Genomic DNA, 17,998 nt, shown 5'->3' with positions numbered 1-17,998 from the left:
TCCCTGTTTGCACGACGATGGATTGTACGCAGGTATTATCAGATTGCATCCACGCCGGATTCACCGGTGCGGATACGGATAACTTCTTCGATGTTGGAGACGAAAATCTTGCCGTCCCCGATGCGTCCCGTCTGGGCAGCCTTGCGGATGGCTTCGATGGCGCTGTCCACGGTTTCGTCTGCGACGATGACTTCAACTTTCACCTTGGGAAGAAAGTCGACGACATATTCGGCGCCGCGGTAAAGCTCGGTATGACCTTTCTGTCGTCCGAAGCCCTTGGCTTCGATGACAGTGATCCCCTGTAAGCCGACTTCCTGAAGGGCTTCCTTCACTTCATCCAGCTTGAAGGGCTTAATGATGGCTTCGATCTTTTTCATCAGAGAATGGTCTCCGCTCTTCTACGGAAATGGACATTGTGCCCGTTTCACCAATAGAGAAGCATGAAGTGTGCCAGTTTGAAGTCTGTATAAAAAACTTCTTCGATTTCGTTCATCCGCAGGCAGAGTGGCACTATTCATGACGCTTGTGCAAGCGGGACTCTCATGACGGGTATGAAATAGGCACTATCATTCCGGTTTATCTGTCTAAAAATTAGTCATTATGCATCAAAAGAGGGCAAGCTTGCATAAAGTCCGGTGCCGCGTATTTAATCACAATGAGACCCCGTATTGAGAAGGTACGCGATGTACGAGTTGCTGACCCCGCAGGAAATGGCAGAAGCGGATCGCCAGACGATCGAGACCGGTATCAAGGATGGTTTCTCACTGATGCTTGCTGCAGGCCGGGCCGTCGCAGAGGTTGCACAGCGGATGTTTCCTCGCAATGCTCCAGTTGCTGTTCTTTGCGGGCCTGGCAACAATGGTGGCGACGGCTACATCGCGGCGCAGTTTCTCCTGGAAGCGGGTTTGGAAGTCGTGTGCTTCGCATCCGCTCCCCCGAGGAAAGGCTCCGATGCCATGCGTGCGTCGTTGTTCTACAAGGGGCCTGTCTCGAACTTCGGTGAATTTTCGGTTGCGAGTTTCGGCGGCGTAATCGATGCATTATTCGGCGCTGGCCTCGCTCGCGATGTTCACGGAGCCGAAGCCATCGCGATTGATGCTGTGAACACTTCTGATGTGCCGGTTGTGGCGGTTGATTTACCTAGCGGCATATCCGGTGAAAGCGGTCATATCCTCGGAACGGCGATCCGTGCACGAGCAACAGTTACGTTCTTTCGCAAGAAACCCGGCCATTTGCTACAACCGGGAAGGGCGCATTGCGGTGTTCTCCATGTGGCGGATATAGGCATTCCGGATCACATACTTACTGCGATCGAACCGCATGCATTCGAGAATGCTCCAGACCTTTGGGCAAGCGCCCTGCCAGTATCTGGCATTGAGGCTCATAAGTATAGTCGCGGCCATGCAGCCGTGTTTTCCGGCGGCGTTCATTCTACAGGTGCCGCACGCTTATCAGCCCTCGCTGCGGCCCGTAGTGGGGCGGGTGCGGTAACGCTTCTGTCTCCGCCCGATGCTATGACGGTCAATGCCACGCATCTGACCAGTATCATGGTCCGTGAGACCCGTGGTTTGAGGGATATTCGACAGTTTTTTGCCGAACGTAAGGTCGCATCAGCTGTCCTTGGTCCGGGTTATGGAAATCCCGTTTTGGCGCGTGAATATGCCCTGTTTCTAGCAAGTGACGAATCAGCGGGCTTTCATGGTTTGGTTCTTGATGCCGACGGGATTACGGCCTTTGAGCAGAATCCAGCTGAGCTTTTCGATAAGCGACAGGGCATAAAGACTGCTCTTGTGCTTACACCACATGAGGGAGAGTTCCGGCGGCTTTTTCCAGATATAGCAAAGAGTTCGACATCAAAGATCGAAAAGGCTCGCGAGGCTGCAAGGCGTGCTAACGCAGTCCTTATATATAAAGGTCCCGATACCGTGATCGCAGAACCGGGTGGTCTGGCAGTGGTCAATGCCAATGGAACCCCGCTGCTCGCCACTGCAGGATCAGGCGATGTCTTGACGGGAATTGTGTGCGGCCTGCTTGCTCAAAGGATGCCCGCATTTGCAGCGGCGTGTGCTTCCGTGTGGATGCATGCGGACGCCGCGCGACGCTTTGGCCATGGACTTATTGCGGAAGATTTGCCTGCTCAGATACCTGCTGCCCTGTCGGCATTGGTGCGATCCTCTCGCAATTAACGACCGGACGTCCGGCTGTTCTTGGTGCCGACATCAATCGTGATGCTTCCAGAGACCGAAACGTCAGTATTACCGACACGAAAATTTTTCCAGTTACCGCTTGGTGCCTGTTCCGGTTCGGGAGCAGGCGGCGGGGCGGTCACAATGGGTTTTTGAGCCTGAACGCCGGGTAGTCCCGGCGATCCGTCGTTCGCAGACGCTGTTGATACCGTGGCTAAGAAAGCAAAGCAAAATATAAGAAAACGCTGCGTAATCATTTACCATTCTCCCTTTATACGGGATCGGTGACCGCATCGATGAGCTGTTCGGCCATTTCGAGGGTGAACTCGTCAAAATGCGAAATCACACGGCTTGGATCGTAATGCTGTACGGGAAGATCGGTATACCCAAAGTCGACGGCAACAACGGGGATGCCAGCAGCTTTTGCGGTGTCGATGTCTGTTCGGCTATCCCCGACCATGATTGCCCGTTCACGATTGCCACCAGCCCGTACGATGGTCTCGGTGAGATGGCGCGGATCAGGCTTGCGATAAGCAAATGTATCGGCTCCGCAGATTGCAGCAAATCGCTCGGCTTCACCCATGGAAGTCAGGAGTTTTACCGACAAAGCCTCGAATTTGTTCGTGCAAACTGCGAGCTCATAACCGCTTGCTGAGAAGCGGTCCATTGCTTCCAGAACGCCTGGGAAAAAGGTTGAATGTCCCGGCATGTGATCGGCATAATGTTCGCGGAATTCTTCCACGAGATTGTCAAGCTGTGCTTCGTCGGCCTGTTTCTTCTGCGCGGCGAAAGCACGCTCGATCATGACGCGCCCGCCTTGCCCTACGAATCTGCGTAACGATTCACGATCCGCTGTTTTCAGGCCCGATATAGCGAGGCAGTGATTGAGACTGTCGAGAAGGTCTGGTGCTGTGTCGACAAGGGTTCCGTCGAGATCGAAAACGATGATGGGCTTGGGGTTGGCAGCAGACATTAGCTTCTCGTGTGTGAAATGGGGAATAAGGAAGTCCTATCTGATTGTCGACTTCGGCTCAACCTCGCGATCGGGATGCGCTCTAAAAACCGAAATTCTGCGTCATAGTTCGAATAGGCGCTTTGTTGTGCCGCGTCCGCATGCTAGAGGCGAGCCGGACCACAATGAGAATCCGCAGGGGAATATCGGGAATTCAAGTATGGACGAAGCTCGCAAGCTGAAAATCGCAGCCGCCGCAGAAGCGCTCACGCACGTCAAGGACGGAATGCGTCTGGGGATTGGTACTGGTTCGACGGCCGAGGAATTCGTGCGCCTGCTTGCCGACAAGGTAAGCAACGGCTTCAAGATCATTGGAGTGCCTACTTCCGAACGCACCGCAAAACTTTGCAAGGAACTCGGGGTTCCGCTTACGACGCTCGATGAAACGCCTCATCTTGATCTTACCGTGGATGGTGCCGATGAAGTCGATACCAACCTTTCGCTCATCAAGGGCGGCGGTGGAGCGCTTCTTCGTGAAAAGATCGTGGCTGCGGCATCTGACGCAATGATCGTTATTGCCGACAGTTCGAAGGTCGTCGAAACACTCGGGCGTTTTCCGCTGCCTGTGGAAGTCAATCGCTTCGGTCTTGGTGCTACCATGCGCGCGATTGAAGAAGCAGCTGCGAAGTGTGGTCTTGCAGGCCCGCTGGCACTGCGTTTAAAAGATGGCTCACCCTTCGTAACAGATGGTGGGCATTATATCGTGGATGCATCTTTTGGCCGCATTCCCGATCCAAAGACACTATCTGACGCTCTCTTCGCAATTCCAGGCGTTGTCGAGCACGGACTTTTCATCGGACTGGCGCGTGCGGCAGTGGTTGCCGGCAACGACGGCATCCGCACCATGAACCGGTCTTGAACTGATTGAACGGAGTACTGACCTTATGATCCCGGCAACTGGCTTTCGCCGTCTGATTGCACCGTTTTCCGCGCTCGTACTGATGTCGGGCATTCATGCAGCTTCGGCACAGGAAATCACTGAAGCTCATCTGGAAGCTGCCCGTGCTGCTATTTCTGCGATTAGTGCTACTGAGCAGTTCGACGAAATTCTGCCGAACGCAGCGCGCTCCCTCAAGGGTGAACTGATCCAGAAGGATCCGAATCTGGAAGCCCTGATCACGAAGACTGTCGATGACAAGGCTCTCGCTCTTGCTTCCCGCCGTGCGGATCTCGAAACCGAATCCGCTCGCGCCTATGCAAAAGCGTTTTCCGAAGACGAACTCAAAGCCATAGCAGCATTCTATACGTCGCCTGCAGGCAAGAAGCTTCTGTCCGAAGGCCCGATTGTGACGCGTGAAGTCGTGAAAGCAGCAAATATCTGGCAGAATGGCATCGCCCGTGATCTGGCGACCGGCGTAGCTGAGGTTCTGGCGGCACAGGCTGGCGCTGCTGCAGCTCCGGCACAGCCTGCGCAGCAGTAATTTTTGCGGTAACGAGGAATTTGAAAGCCCGGTCCCTTGGCCGGGCTTTTTCTTTTGCTTACATAACAGCCAACCTAATGTTTATTGGAGAATCCCATGACCGGCTTCGACTATGATCTTTTTGTTATCGGCGGCGGTTCTGGCGGTGTTCGGGCAGCGCGTCTCGCTGGGGCCATGGGCAAAAAGGTCGGTCTTGCAGAAGAATATCGCATGGGCGGAACCTGCGTTATTCGCGGCTGCGTACCGAAGAAACTCTTCGTCTATGCTTCGCAGTTTCCTGAGCATTTCGAGGATGCAGCCGGCTATGGTTGGGATGTCGGCACATCGACGTTTGACTGGAAAAAGCTGATCGATGCCAAGGACAAAGAAATTGCCCGGCTTGAAGGGCTCTACACCAAGGGCCTCCAGAATTCCGATGTCGAAATTTTTGCCAGCCGCGCCGAATTGATCGATGAACATACTGTTGAGCTGAAGGCAGACGGTCGTCGCGTTACCGCAGACCAGATATTGATTGCGACCGGCGGTCATCCGAGCATGCCCGAATCCATGCACGGACATGAATATTGCATCAGCTCCAACGAAGCGTTTCATCTCGCTGAGCTGCCGAAAGCGATTGCCATTGCGGGTGGCGGATATATCGCTGTTGAGTTCGCGAACATATTCCACGGCCTTGGCGTCGAAACGACACTCGTGTATCGAGGCAAGGAAATCCTCTCCCGTTTCGACCCGGACTTGCGCCATCTTTTGCATGAAACCATGGAAGCAAAAGGTATCCGTATCATTTGCGAAGCGGTTTTCGAGAGAATCGAGAAGCAGTCCGACGGTAATCTGAAAATCGCGTTGAACAATGGCGATACATTGGAAGTCGGTCAGGCAATGATGGCGATCGGGCGCAAGGCCAACACGACGGGTCTTGGGCTGGAGAGAGTTGGCGTCAAGATGGATGAGCTTGGCGCGATTCCGGTCGATGATTATTCGCGTACCAATGTCGCGAATATCTGGGCCGTGGGCGATGTTACGAACCGCGTCCAGCTGACACCAGTGGCAATTCACGAAGCCATGTGCTTTCTCGAAACGGCGTTCAAGGACAATCCGACGAAGCCCGACCATGAATTGATTGCGACGGCGGTGTTCTCTCAGCCAGAAATTGGCACGGTCGGTTTGCCGGAAGATGAGGCTGCGAAGAAGTATCCGGAACTTGATGTTTACCGAGCGCTGTTCCGCCCTATGAAGAACACGCTTTCCGGCCGCAATGAGAAAATGCTGATGAAGCTCATCGTTGATGCCGCGAGCCGCAGAGTGGTCGGGGCCCATATCATGGGGCCAGATGCCGGTGAAATGGCTCAGCTTCTGGGTATTTCCCTCAAGGCTGGTGCGACCAAGGATGACTTCGATCGCACGATGGCGGTTCATCCGACAGCGGCCGAAGAACTGGTCACTATGTACAAGCCGACCTATCGCGTCGTGAATGGTGAGAAAGTTGACGGCTAACTCTTTCGCGACCGGTTTCTCCGGTTAACGATTATTGCTGGCATAAAGTCTCGGCCTGCATTATATCAGCGCGACCACGCAGGCCGGTTTTCCGGGGCAGACTGTCATCTTTGTCAGATGCGAGCTGTCCGTTAAAGGATTCCGGCATTCGTGTAAGGAGGATATAATCCGAGAGAAATCGAGCGGATAGAAGCAAACAGGTGCTCAAATGACGAAGAACTGGACCCCGCATTCCTGGAGAAACAAACCGATCAAGCAAGTGCCGTTTTATCCGGACGCACAGGCTCTGAACGACGTTGAGGCTCGTCTTCGCACCTATCCGCCGCTGGTTTTTGCAGGTGAAGCACGCAAGCTCAAGCAGCAACTGGCTGAAGTGGCGGAAGGCAAGGCATTTCTGCTCCAGGGCGGCGATTGTGCTGAAAGTTTTGCTGAACATGGCGCGGATAACATCCGCGACTTTTTCCGCGTCTTTCTTCAGATGGCCGTTGTCCTCACATTCGGTGCGTCGAAGCCCGTCGTGAAGGTCGGTCGTATCGCCGGTCAGTTTGCCAAACCACGTTCATCGGACATGGAAACGCTGAATGGTGTGGAACTGCCGTCCTACCGTGGTGACATCATCAACGGTATCGAGTTCGACGCGGCATCGCGCATTCCCGATCCGCAGCGTCAGGACATGGCATATCGCCAGTCGGCGGCTACGCTTAACCTGCTGCGGGCATTCGCTCAGGGCGGTTACGCTAATCTGGAGAACGTTCACCAGTGGATGCTCGGCTTTGTCGGCAAGAGCCCGCAGGCAGAGCGCTATGCAGCTTTGGCGCAGCGTATTTCCGAGACCATGAACTTCATGCGTGCAATCGGGATCACGGCTGACAGCAATCATTCGCTGCGTGAAACCGATTTCTACACCAGCCATGAAGCGCTGCTTCTTGGCTTTGAAGAAGCGCTGACTCGTGTGGACTCGACGTCCGGCGACTGGTACGGCACGTCCGGCCACATGATCTGGATCGGTGATCGCACACGTCAGGCTGACCATGCGCATATCGAATACTGCCGTGGAATCAAGAATCCGCTCGGTCTCAAGTGTGGGCCGTCGCTGCAGCCGGATGATCTCATCCGCCTTATCGATCTTCTGAATCCGGAAAACGAAGCAGGGCGTCTGACGTTGATTGCGCGCTTTGGCTACGACAAGGTTGGTGATCATCTGCCGCAGCTTATCCGTGCTGTCGAGAAGGAAGGTCGCAAGGTCGTATGGTCATGCGATCCTATGCACGGCAATACGATCACCGCCGGTGGCTACAAGACGCGTCCGTTCGACCGTATCCTCAAGGAAGTGGAGTCCTTCTTCGCGATCCATCGCGCTGAAGGATCGCATCCGGGAGGTATCCATGTCGAAATGACCGGCAAGAATGTGACGGAATGCACGGGCGGCGCGCGTGCGATCTCGGCAGAAGATCTGCACGATCGTTATCACACGCACTGCGATCCACGTCTCAACGCCGATCAGGCGCTGGAACTCGCGTTTTTGCTGGCCGAACTCCTCAAGAAGGAGCGCGATGCAGGTGCGGACAAGCAGGTTGCGAGTGCCTGACCTGTTTCCAACATTCTAGAGCTTGCAGGGCGGAGGTTTCGATCTCCGCCCTGTTGCATTTCGGGGAAACTCACCTATTGATTGCCTTGGAGCGGCATGTGTCTGAATGGATGCATAAAGGACGCTTTATGCTTTCAGAAAATTGGCTCTGATTTTCGGGCCAAGCTGTAACCAATTTGATTGAGGGTAATGATGCAGCGCATTTTCCTGGCCTTTCTTAATTCCATGCGAGCACTGAAGTACCTCGCAGGACATGAAAAGGCCGTCCAACAGGAGCTTGTGCTGTTTCTTCTGTCTCTGCCGGTGGCTTTTTTCCTTGCGCCGACATGGCTCGCTTTCCTCTTCATGACTGGCTCGATCCTGTTTCTCATCCTCGTGGAAGTGTTGAACACTGGTATCGAGGCAACGTGTGATGCCGTCTCGCGGGATTTTCATAAGGAAATTCAGATTGCAAAGGACTGCGGTTCTCTTGCTGTTCTGATTTCCATTGTGTTCGTCGTCGCGATCTGGGGTTATATCCTCGCCAATACCTATTTGGCCTGACAAACAGAGTGCTCTGTTGATCGCATCCGTTGCATTTGCTTGCCCAAGCGCGCTAAAGCTTGGGCATGTTTGCCTCTCATGAGAATCTTGCCATGCTCCGTATTGCCGTTGCGCAGCTTAATCCCATCATGGGCGATATCGCCGGAAATCTGACCAAGGCACGCGCGGCACGCGCTGAGGCGGCCAGGATGAAGGCCGATCTCATTTTGTTTACAGAATTGTTCATCTCTGGTTATCCGCCGGAAGATCTGGTTCTGAAACCATCTTTTCTTGCTGCGTGTGAAAAGGCTGTTCGTGCGCTGGCGAGCGACACTGCCGACGGCGGACCAGGCGTCATTATCGGCACGCCGCTTAGCCGTGAAAGTGGTCTGCACAACTCTATCGCGGTTCTGGATGGCGGCGAGATCATTGCCGAACGGTTCAAGGTCGATCTGCCCAACTATGGCGAGTTTGACGAGAAGCGCGTATTTCAGGCAGGCCCAATGCCGGGGCCAGTCAATTTCCGTGGTGTTCGCATCGGGATTCCAATCTGTGAAGACATTTGGGGCGAACTCGGTGTGGCGGAAACGCTGGCTGAGAGTGGCGCAGAGATTTTGCTCGTACCGAATGGTTCGCCTTATCACCGTGCGAAGATGGACCGGCGCCATCAGGTTGTCCTGAAGCAGGTGATCGAAACCGAGTTACCGATGGTCTATGCCAATCAGGTTGGCGGACAGGATGAACTGGTTTTCGATGGTGGATCGTTTGCATTCAACACTGACCGGTCGCTCTGTCTGCAATTGCCTCAGTTTGAGGAGCAGATCACGCTGACCGTTTGGCGCAGAGAGAATGACGGCTGGCGCTGTGAAGAAGGCGAAAAGGCTATTCTTCCTGAAGGGCTTGAAGCTGATTATTCCGCCTGCATGCTGGGCTTGCGGGATTATGTGAACAAGAACGGTTTCAAGGATGTGGTGCTCGGGCTTTCGGGCGGCATCGATTCGGCAATCTGCGCGGCTCTCGGCGTCGATGCATTGGGTAAGGATCGGGTGCGCTGCATCATGCTCCCTTACCGCTATACATCTGATGAATCTCTGAAAGACGCGGCCGATTGTGCAAAAGCGCTCGGTGTTCGGTACGATATTGTTCCGATCTCTGCGCCAGTTGAAGGCTTTCTTGAAGCGCTGCATCCGCTGTTCGAAGGCACCGAGAGCGGCGTTACCGAAGAAAACCTGCAAAGCCGCGCACGCGGCACCATTCTGATGGCTGTTTCAAACAAGTTCGGTTCGATGGTTGTCACCACCGGCAACAAGTCTGAAATGTCGGTGGGCTATGCGACGCTTTATGGCGACATGAATGGCGGGTTCAATCCGATCAAAGACGTCTACAAGATGCAGGTCTATGCGATGTCGGAATGGCGCAACAGTCATGTTCCGAACGGTGCGCTTGGCCCATCGGGTGAAGTGATCCCGCACAACATCATCTCCAAGGCGCCGTCTGCTGAACTGCGTGAAAACCAGACGGATCAGGATAGTCTGCCGCCTTATCCGGTTCTGGACGATATTCTTGAATGCCTTGTCGAAAACGAAATGAGCAACACCGAGATTGCTGAGCGCGGGCATCCGCTCGAAACCGTTCAACGGATCGAACATTTGCTCTATCTGGCTGAATACAAGCGCCGACAATCGGCGCCCGGTGTTAAAATTACCAAGAAGAATTTTGGACGCGATCGCCGCTACCCTATAACGAACCGCTTCCGCGACCGCTGAAAGACAATAAGATGACCGTAACTGTTCGTTTTGCTCCGTCGCCGACGGGCTATATCCATATTGGTAATACACGCACAGCGCTTTCAAACTGGCTTTTCGCACAGAAGAATGGCGGCAAGTTCATTCTGCGCTATGACGACACTGATGTTGAGCGCTCCCGGGAAGAATACGCGCAGGCAATCGCAGTCGATCTTGACTGGCTCGGTGTCAAACCTGATCGCGTCGAATATCAGTCGAAGCGTTTTGATGTTTATGGCAAGGCAGTAGAGAAGCTCAAACAGGCTGGTTTGCTTTATGCTTGCTATGAAACGGCTGATGAATTGGAGCGTCGCCGCAAACTGCGCCTCGCACGTCGTCTGCCGCCGGTATATGGCCGCGAAGGTTTAAAACTCACTGACGATGAGAAAGCTGCGTTTGAAGCTGAAGGACGCAAGCCACACTGGCGTTTCCTGCTGCCGAATTTCGAAGCTGATCCGTTTGATACGCAGCGCACGGAGGTTCATTGGGATGACCTTGTTCGGGGCCCGCAGACCGTCGATCTGGCCTCTATGTCCGATCCTGTGCTGGTGCGTGAAGACGGCACTTATCTTTATACCTTGCCGTCGGTGGTGGATGATATTGATCTCGGTGTCACGCACATCATTCGCGGTGACGACCACGTAACCAACACCGGTGTGCAGATTGCTATTTTCGAGGCACTGGGGGCCAAGGCTCCGGTTTTTGGGCACCACAATCTACTGACGACAATTTCGGGCGAGGGGCTTTCAAAGCGAACCGGCGCACTGTCTGTCGGATCGCTGCGCGACGCCGGGTTCGAGCCGATGGCAGTGGCCTCGTTGGCGATTTTGATCGGCACCTCGGAAAATGTTTCGGCGGCACCCAATATGGAAAGTCTCGCCGAACGTTTCGATCTGGCATCCATATCGAAGTCATCGGCAAAGTTCGATCCTGCGGAACTGGACACGCTCAATCGGGCCCTGCTGCACGAGATGCCGTTTTCAGAAGCCCAGCTACGTCTGGCTGCCATGGGCATTTGCGGCGAGAAGGCTGAGCCCTTTTGGCGGGCAGTGCGAGGAAATCTCGACCGCTTCAAGGATGCGGTGCATTGGTGGTCCATCGTTGACGGTGATCTGCCAGAAACGCCGGACCCGTCAGAAGAGGATCGCGTTTTCTTGGAAGAGGCTTTTGCCCTTCTGCCACCAGCTCCCTGGGATCATCAGACATGGAAAGTCTGGACCGAAGCAGTGAAGGCTGCAACTGGGCGCAAGGGCAAGAACCTTTTCATGCCCTTGCGCCTGGCGCTTACGGGGCAGGCGCATGGGCCGGAGTTGGCTGACTTGCTGGTGTTGATTGGTCCGGAAAGAACCCTGACCCGACGACCCTGACTTTTGCGTTTGCCGTATAGGGGCGTTCCACAGGCGGTGTCGTTGCGACAGGTGCAACATAGGCCGGTGTCGTATTCGAGGTCTCCACCGTTGCAGATGACGTGTAATCCACTTTCTCTGTTTCGACAGGAGCGGGAGTTTCATAGGCAGGCAATGCAATTGAGTTGGCCATCTCGGCGCTCGGCTTGGCGATGCCCCTGGACTTCCGCTGTGGTACGTGGACAGTTTTCGACTGAGGTTTCTTAGGGGACACCACCCAGGAGGCCTTGCACGATTTGATATGTTTGGACGCAGACGGACGTCCGGCAAGCGCCATATTCAGCTCATTGACGCGTTCGCGCAAAGTCTGTGTTTCGCTTACCAGATGATCTGTTCTGGTCAGCAATTTCGTGCACTGTGCGGATTTGACAGCAGGTGTAAACAGGCTCCCGACGCAACGATTCTGAGCCGAGGTCTTTCTCATCTGAGAAAGCTCTGCTTCCTTGCGATCAAGGAGTGACTGGGTGACGCGAAGTTGCTTCTTAAGCTGTATTTGCTCGGCAGGCGTGCATAATTCTGGAGGGCGTATAGTTGTACAGCCAGCCAATATTCCCGAGAATATCAAAACTACTGAGTAAGTCAGTGATCTATTAGAATTAATTGAAATAAAAAACATGATAACCTCGATAACGATGCTGGCGATATCATGTTTAAAAAATATAGTAAATTAAATACTAACGGCGAGTATATTTAAATATACTCGCCGTTATTTGAGTTTATGTTATAATTATCTAACTTAGTTATTGTTAAATTACTTCTTCTTGCGAAGAGTCTCTCCTGATTTTTGCAAGGCTTCAACGACCGCCAGTGCTGTCATATTGACGACGCCACGCGAGGTGACGGATGGCGTCAGAATATGTGCCGGACGTGCCGCGCCGAGCAGGATTGGACCCACGTGCAGCGCATCTATAACCATTTTGACTACGTTCAGCGTGATGTTTGCAGCGTCAAGGTTGGGGAAAACAAGAAGATTGGCTTCGCCCTTCAGGCGCGAATTCGGGAACACACGATCGCGCAGAGCCTGCGAGAGAGCGGAGTCGCCGTGCATTTCGCCATCGGATTCCAGCTCAGGTGCCTTCTCGGCAAGAATTGCCGCTGCTTCACGCATCTTTTCGGCGCTGGCTGATTCTTTCGATCCGAAATTCGAATGCGATACGAGAGCAGCCTTTGGCTCAATACCGAAGCGGCTGATTTCCTTTGCAGCAAGAATTGCCATTTCGGCGATCTCGTTCGCGCCCGGTTCGACGTTGACATAAGTGTCTGTGAGGAAGAGGGCGCCACGCTGCGAGATGAGCAGGCTCAAGGCGGAATAGTCTCGGATACCGGGAACCTTGCCGATAATCTGCCGTACGACACGGAGGTGGCGTTCGAAGCGACCTTCAAGACCGCAGATCATGGCGTCTGCTTCGTCGCGCATAACCGCGAGAGCGGCAATTGCGGTCGAGTTCGTGCGGACGATGGTGCGTGCAGCTTCCGGTGTGACGCCCTGCCTGCCGGTGTAGGACAGATAAAGGTCTACATAGTCGCGATAGCGCGGATCGTCTTCCGGATTGATGAGTTCGAAATCCGTTCCCGGACGAATCTTGAGGCCGTAGCGGCGCAAGCGTGTTTCGATAACCTGCGGGCGTCCGACGAGAATCGGAGCTGCGATACGCTCTTCAATGACTACCTGAGCAGCGCGGAGCACGCGTTCATCTTCACCATCTGCATAAATGACGCGCTTTGGTTTTTCCTGCGCGCGGGCGGCAGCAAAGACTGGCTTCATGATGAGGCCGGAGCGGAAGACGAAGCGGTTCAGACGATCGAGATAGGCTTCCATGTCTTCGATCGGGCGTGTCGCCACGCCTGTTTCCATGGCCGCTTTGGCCACTGCCGGGGCGATACGCAGAATCAGGCGCTGATCGAATGGCGATGGAATGATGTAGTCTGGTCCGAAAGTGGGTGTGTCGCCGGAATAAGCGCGTGCAGCGACATCCGAAGGCTCTTCGCGGGCAAGAGCGGCAATTGCGCGGACAGCCGCCAGCTTCATTTCTTCGTTAATTGCAGTCGCACCGACATCGAGTGCGCCGCGGAAGATATAGGGGAAGCAGAGAACGTTGTTGACCTGGTTTGGATAATCCGAACGTCCGGTGCAGATCATGGCGTCGGCGCGGGCCGCACGAGCCTCTTCCGGCATGATTTCCGGCTTCGGATTGGCAAGGGCCATGATGAGTGGCTTTTCGGCCATCTGTTTCAGAAGTTCAGGCTTCAGCACGCCAGCAGCCGACAGGCCGAGGAAGACGTCAGCACCACCGATGACATCGGCCAGAACGCGCGCGTCAGTCTTCTGGGCGTAAACTTCCTTCCAACGATCCATCAGCGTGTTACGGCCTTCGTAGACAACGCCTTCGAGATCACAGACCCAGATGTTTTCGCGTTTCGCGCCGAGATTGACGAGAAGATTGAGGCAGGCAAGGGCCGCAGCGCCAGCGCCCGATGTAACGATCTTGGCGTCCCCGATTTTCTTGCCGGCAAGTTCCAAACCGTTCAACACCGCCGAAGCAACGATGATCGCTGTGCCGTGCTGGTCGTCGTGGAAAACCGGAATGTTCATTTTCGCGCGAAGCTGTTCTTCAACTTCGAAGCACTCCGGTGCCTTGATGTCTTCAAGGTTGATGCCGCCGAAAGTTGGCTCCAAAGCGGCAACAACATCAACGATGCGACCGATTTCGTGCGCGTCGATTTCAATGTCGAATACGTCGATGTCGGCAAATTTTTTGAAAAGGACGGCTTTACCTTCCATGACCGGTTTGGAAGCAAGCGCACCAATGTTACCGAGGCCGAGAACAGCAGTGCCGTTTGACACGACGGCAACGAGATTGCCGCGAGCGGTGTATTCGGCGGCAGTTGCCGGGTCTTCGTGGATTGCGAGGCAGGGAGCGGCTACGCCGGGAGAATAAGCTAACGCCAGATCTCGTTGGTTGCCAAGTGGCTTTGTCGCCTGAATTTCCAGCTTTCCGGGCTTCGGATAACGGTGGAAGAACAGAGCTGCTTCATCGAAATCCGAACGGGAAGTGGAAGGTGTTTTCTTGGTCATGGTCGCATCGCTTTCCAAAATCTTTCGTGCAGGGCAAAAGCTCGTTTGCACGTGGAGGGTGCGGTGTCCGCATACAGTTTCCGTACACGACTTCCGCACTCTGGGCCGTCATTGTTCTTAGTCTATCGGCTCAAATCTCAGTAGGCCCGTTTTCGAGAATGAGTTTTTCCAATTTTGCAGATCTATTATTTGATGCTGTTAAAACGCACTCTGATAGGCGCCGCCATCGATAACGAGATTCTGCCCGGTAATGAACCCGGAATGTTCCGAACATAGGAAGGCACAGGCCTGACCAAATTCCTTTGGCTGACCGATTCTCCCGGCAGGAATTGCTGATGCTCGCTTTGCAGCTTCCGCATCCGCTGTCGTGCCGTTCTTCTGGGCTGAGAATGCAAAGCCATTGCGAAGGCGATCCGTGTCAAAGGCGCCGGGAAGGATGTTATTGATCGTCACATTGGAGGCTGCAACCGTGCGGGCGACGCCAGCCAGAAATGCAGTCAGACCGGCGCGGGCGCCAGATGAGAGATCAAGCCCGGGAATGGGGGCGTAAACCGACGTCGATGTGATATTGACGATACGGCCGAAACGGCGCTCGACCATTCCGTCGATAACAGCTTTGATCAATTCTATGGGGGTGACCATATTCTGTGTCACACCCTGCAGGATCGCGTCGCGGTCGAGCAGGCGGAAATCCTTGAAGGCTGGACCGCCGTTATTATTCACGAGAATGTCCGGTGCAGGGCAGGCGGCAAGCAGTTTGGCTTGCCCTTCAGCGGTGGACACGTCGGCAACGACAGTATCGACTTTCACGCCAAATGTTTTGCGAATTGCTTCCGCGGTTGTGGCGAGAGTTTCTTCGTTGCGTCCATTGAGAACCAGATCGCAACCGGCTTCGGCGAGCGCCTCCGCGCATGCCCGTCCGAGTCCCTTGCTGGAAGCACACACAATTGCTTTTCGACCTTTCAGGCCCAAGTCCACGGCTCGATCCTCACATCTTGTTCAAGTTTTAGAGACATGCCACCAAGCGAGCAGTCCGATCAACCGGATTCTGGTTCACGGGCGCATATGTCCACCTTTTACCGGCAGAATATGCGTTCATTGCGAACAATATTTGGTGAAGCGCTATTCAAGCGGCGGCATGAATTCTGCCCTCGGGCGTATGAGCGATCCGCTATCAGCCTGTTCCAGTGCATGGGCGAGCCATCCCACGATGCGTGCGAGCGCAAACAGAAATAGCGGTGCGTCGAGCGGCAGATCATAGATTTCTGTAACGGCGGCGAGGGCGAAGTCGACGTTTGGCTTTTCTCCGAGAATGTTCGCGGCACTTTGTTCCAGATCGCTATAGGGGGGAGGCAATTCCAGATGTTCCAATAGTGCGGTGGCGCGAATATCACCTGTTTCGCGGTAAAGCGGGTGGCCGAAAAAGTGAAACTGTGTTCCTTGTCTGAGCTGGCCCTTGATCGCTGCTTCTGCTCCTATTTGCCGGGTTTGCGTAATAATAGCCGCCGCCGCTGTGGCCGCTCGTCCATGTCGCGGGCCAATCAATGTTGATAATCCGGCGAGAACCGCAGCGGAAAGCGGTGTACCTGTAGACGCCGCAACGCGTGTAGCGAATGCCGATGCATTGAGTTCGTGGTCGGCCAGAAGCACAAGAATGCGCCGGATCACATCACTTGCCTGCGGCTTTTGCCAAGCCTGAGCAATGCGTTCATGCATCGGCATATTCGATGCGGAAACGCCAAGAACGGTATTGTGAAACAGTTGCAGCAGACCAAAAGCCTCTTGCTGCAGGATTGATGTTGAACGCCCCGAACTGGGTAGATCATTCGCAGCGCGAACACCAAGGACAGTAAACAGCCGTTCCAGAGGCGCAGTCTCGGTCTGACGAATGTTCAAGGTCGATTCGTTGTCACTTCTGATGATACCGTCGAAATCCATCTGCCACAGCAGTGCAGCCACTTCCTCCAGCGTTGCTGTTTCGGACAGCTCAGCAGCGTCGCAGCCACGATAGAGCAAGCGGCCATCCAGGATGGTCGAAATGCCCGAGCGCATGATCGGCAGGCCCCAACGAATGGTGTCGGCGGCAACCACGCTATCTCTCTTGCGACCGGGACGCTTGCCAGCCAGACGATGGACATCCTCCGACCGATAGAGGCTGCGTCTCGGATCATCCGGCAATGGCTTGGAACGGATGCGGCCACGGCTCACATTTGCATAGAGAGTCTGCGGCTTTGTCTGGAGAACAGCAAGGGCTTCCTCCGCAGTTAGCCAGTCCATTATTGCCCCCTACATTGATCTATTTCGTCAAGATTGACGTCAACTATACTTGGATTCAATGTCGAAAGGCAAACAAGGAGAATAATTATGAATAGCGGACTTGAAGATGTGATTGCTGCTGAAACCGTGTTGTCTGACGTCGATGGGCTTGCAGGCAGGCTGGTTATTCGCGGTCGGTCGCTGGACGATCTGGTCCCGCATAGCAGCGTCGAAGATGGAATAGAACTTCTGTGGGGCGGCTTTTTCAATGATCTTCCCAAAGGGGAGGAACTTCAGAAAGCGCTCGGTGAAGCGCGCGTACAGGTATTTCATCATACGGATGCGCTTGACGATACATTGATGGAAATGTCTCCCATCGAAGCGCTTCGCGCATTGATGGCACGCATCCCTGACGACGATGATCTGACCGCAGCCTTGCATCTGATGGCGGCACCGGCAGTCTTTACGACGGCCATTCTGAGGGGCCAGAAGGGGCGCCGTCCCATACATCCTGATCCGACGCTTCCCCATAGCGCTGACATCCTTCGTATGATGAATGCGGGAATGCCGGATGAAGCAGAGGTCGCTGGGCTGAACACTTATCTTATAACGGTTTCAGACCACGGATTGAACGCATCGACTTTTGCTGCGCGTGTCGTGGCATCTACACGAGCCGGATTGACCTCATCGCTGCTTGCCGCAATCAGCGCATTGAAAGGACCGCTGCATGGCGGTGCACCCGGCCCGGTCCTCGATATGCTGGATGCAATCGGTAGACCCGACAACGCGGAGCGTTGGCTTGAATCCGCTGTTGCGGATGGAGACAGACTGATGGGGTTCGGTCACAGGGTCTATCGTGTACGCGATCCTCGCGCCGATGCCTTGAAAGGTGCATTGAAGCACATCGAAGCCCTAGAACAAGGGCGTGGAAAACACCGCGTTGAATTGGCCGAGGCCGTTGAGAAAGCCGCTATCGCAGTTCTAAGGCGCCACAAGCCGGACCGCTCCCTCGAAACCAATGTCGAGTTTTATACTGCTTTGTTGTTGGAACAGCTGGGGTTTCCGCGTGAGGCTTTCACTTGCGTTTTCGCTATGGGGCGAACCATGGGCTGGATAGCGCATTGTCGTGAACAGGTGGCGGCAAACAAGCTCATTCGTCCGCAGTCGCGATATGTCGGCCCAACTGTGGGACTTGTCGCCTAAAGTGGACAGAACAGGAGGCGCGGACGCCACCTTCCGCGCCTCAAAGCCGACCG

Annotated in this window: 15 protein-coding genes; 9 read left to right on the top strand and 6 right to left on the bottom strand. The window is 54.5% G+C overall.

The window, feature by feature from the left end; translation table 11 throughout:
• Positions 1-38 precede the first annotated feature (38 nt).
• A complete protein-coding gene (locus tag KWJ32_RS17600) occupies positions 39-377 on the bottom strand; it encodes a P-II family nitrogen regulator (RefSeq protein WP_002964122.1) in 339 nt (112 codons plus the stop codon).
• A 306-nt stretch (positions 378-683) separates the two neighbouring features.
• Between KWJ32_RS17600 and KWJ32_RS17595 the strand changes: the two genes are divergently transcribed.
• The gene (locus KWJ32_RS17595; RefSeq protein WP_012091996.1) at positions 684-2,186 is read left to right on the top strand and encodes a bifunctional ADP-dependent NAD(P)H-hydrate dehydratase/NAD(P)H-hydrate epimerase; all 1,503 of its coding nucleotides are present in this window, start codon (positions 684-686) and stop codon (positions 2,184-2,186) included.
• Here KWJ32_RS17595 and KWJ32_RS17590 read toward each other — a convergent pair.
• Both KWJ32_RS17590 and KWJ32_RS17585 read right to left on the bottom strand, forming a co-directional pair.
• Entirely contained in the window at positions 2,183-2,443 is a 261-nt protein-coding gene (locus KWJ32_RS17590) for a hypothetical protein (protein WP_012091997.1), read from the bottom strand. The two genes, KWJ32_RS17595 and KWJ32_RS17590, sit on opposite strands and share 4 nt — an antisense overlap.
• A 14-nt stretch (positions 2,444-2,457) precedes the next feature.
• Positions 2,458-3,159, bottom strand: coding sequence for an HAD family hydrolase (locus tag KWJ32_RS17585; protein WP_012091998.1), 702 nt, complete (start codon positions 3,157-3,159; stop codon positions 2,458-2,460).
• 199 nt (positions 3,160-3,358) lie between these two features.
• Here KWJ32_RS17585 and rpiA point away from each other — a divergent pair, with 199 nt between their 5' ends.
• The 7 genes from rpiA to gltX all read left to right on the top strand — a co-directional run bounded on the left by rpiA (position 3,359) and on the right by gltX (position 11,371).
• Positions 3,359-4,057: a ribose-5-phosphate isomerase RpiA gene (gene rpiA / locus KWJ32_RS17580; protein WP_012091999.1), complete on the top strand. Its 699-nt coding sequence runs from the start codon at positions 3,359-3,361 to the stop codon at positions 4,055-4,057.
• 25 nt (positions 4,058-4,082) lie between these two features.
• Positions 4,083-4,619 carry a DUF2059 domain-containing protein gene (locus tag KWJ32_RS17575; protein WP_010660039.1) on the top strand — a complete coding sequence of 179 codons (537 nt, stop codon included), beginning with the start codon at positions 4,083-4,085 and terminating at the stop codon, positions 4,617-4,619.
• Between the two features lie 96 nt (positions 4,620-4,715).
• Entirely contained in the window at positions 4,716-6,110 is a 1,395-nt protein-coding gene (gor, locus tag KWJ32_RS17570) for a glutathione-disulfide reductase (protein WP_151609936.1), read from the top strand.
• Between the two features lie 208 nt (positions 6,111-6,318).
• Complete coding sequence (locus KWJ32_RS17565; protein WP_010660041.1) at positions 6,319-7,698, top strand: 3-deoxy-7-phosphoheptulonate synthase class II; 1,380 nt, start codon at positions 6,319-6,321, stop codon at positions 7,696-7,698.
• 192 nt (positions 7,699-7,890) lie between these two features.
• The gene (locus KWJ32_RS17560) at positions 7,891-8,241 is read left to right on the top strand and encodes a diacylglycerol kinase (protein WP_010660042.1); all 351 of its coding nucleotides are present in this window, start codon (positions 7,891-7,893) and stop codon (positions 8,239-8,241) included.
• 65 nt (positions 8,242-8,306) lie between these two features.
• Positions 8,307-9,986 (top strand): NAD+ synthase, encoded by a 1,680-nt coding sequence (locus KWJ32_RS17555; RefSeq protein WP_012092001.1) that lies wholly within the window; start codon positions 8,307-8,309, stop codon positions 9,984-9,986.
• A gap of 11 nt (positions 9,987-9,997) precedes the next feature.
• Entirely contained in the window at positions 9,998-11,371 is a 1,374-nt protein-coding gene (gene gltX / locus KWJ32_RS17550) for a glutamate--tRNA ligase (RefSeq protein WP_012092002.1), read from the top strand.
• Positions 11,372-12,161: 790 nt separating this feature from the next.
• Here gltX and KWJ32_RS17545 read toward each other — a convergent pair.
• The 3 genes from KWJ32_RS17545 to KWJ32_RS17535 form a co-directional block, all read right to left on the bottom strand.
• The gene (locus KWJ32_RS17545; RefSeq protein ID WP_012092004.1) at positions 12,162-14,486 is read right to left on the bottom strand and encodes an NADP-dependent malic enzyme; all 2,325 of its coding nucleotides are present in this window, start codon (positions 14,484-14,486) and stop codon (positions 12,162-12,164) included.
• A gap of 198 nt (positions 14,487-14,684) precedes the next feature.
• On the bottom strand, positions 14,685-15,464 hold the full coding sequence (locus KWJ32_RS17540; protein WP_012092005.1) for an SDR family oxidoreductase: 780 nt from the start codon (positions 15,462-15,464) through the stop codon (positions 14,685-14,687).
• A gap of 144 nt (positions 15,465-15,608) precedes the next feature.
• The gene (locus tag KWJ32_RS17535; protein ID WP_012092006.1) at positions 15,609-16,763 is read right to left on the bottom strand and encodes a citrate synthase; all 1,155 of its coding nucleotides are present in this window, start codon (positions 16,761-16,763) and stop codon (positions 15,609-15,611) included.
• Between the two features lie 87 nt (positions 16,764-16,850).
• Between KWJ32_RS17535 and KWJ32_RS17530 the strand changes: the two genes are divergently transcribed.
• Positions 16,851-17,945, top strand: coding sequence for a citrate synthase/methylcitrate synthase (locus tag KWJ32_RS17530; RefSeq protein ID WP_012092007.1), 1,095 nt, complete (start codon positions 16,851-16,853; stop codon positions 17,943-17,945).
• The last annotated feature ends 53 nt before the right edge of the window (positions 17,946-17,998 follow it).

Source organism: Ochrobactrum sp. BTU2, assembly GCF_024539785.1.
Lineage (GTDB): Bacteria > Pseudomonadota > Alphaproteobacteria > Rhizobiales > Rhizobiaceae > Brucella > Brucella anthropi.
Note: the sequence above shows the minus strand (reverse complement) of the source record. Positions and strands in the feature narration are given on the sequence as shown.